The sequence below is a fragment of the Blautia sp. DFI.1.216 genome (assembly GCF_020594215.1).
Lineage (GTDB): Bacteria > Bacillota > Clostridia > Lachnospirales > Lachnospiraceae > Blautia_A > Blautia_A wexlerae.
In genome coordinates this window covers 1-483 of sequence record NZ_JAJDML010000170.1, presented here as the reverse complement: position 1 = coordinate 483, position 483 = coordinate 1, and the positions used below count along the sequence as shown (strand labels likewise).

At 51.6% G+C, this 483-nt stretch carries 1 pseudogene; it reads left to right on the top strand.

What is annotated here, in order from left to right:
* Positions 1-38 precede the first annotated feature (38 nt).
* Positions 39-483: pseudogene (locus tag LJE11_RS20930) on the top strand (virulence-associated E family protein); the annotation flags it as partial.

Sequence of the window (483 nt, the reverse complement as noted above, 5' to 3'; positions counted from 1 at the left end):
GCTTGCAGCCGCAGACGCAGCAAGAACTAAAAAACACCATGAACGCCATGCAGCCACCCCAGAGCATTGAGGAAATCAAGGCGGGACTGGAAACTACCGAGAAAGGCGGTGTCCGTCAGAGCATACGGAACTGCCTGACCGTATTCCAGCGTGACCCGCTGCTTTCCGGGGCTATCGCATACAACATCCTGACCGACCGCAAGGACATCATAAAGCCCATCGGCTTCCATAGGGAAAGCACAGCCCTGAACGATACGGACATGAAGTATCTGCTTCTTTATCTGGAAGAAACCTATGGGCTTACCAATGAGAAAAAGATTGATAATGCCATCGGGATTGTGGCGAATGAAAACAAGTACCATCCCATCCGGGACTATCTCAATACCCTTGTGTGGGACGGGACAGAACGAATCCGTTTCTGCCTACGACACTTTCTGGGGGCTGACGCAGACGATTACACCTATGAAGCGTTGAAGCTGTTCC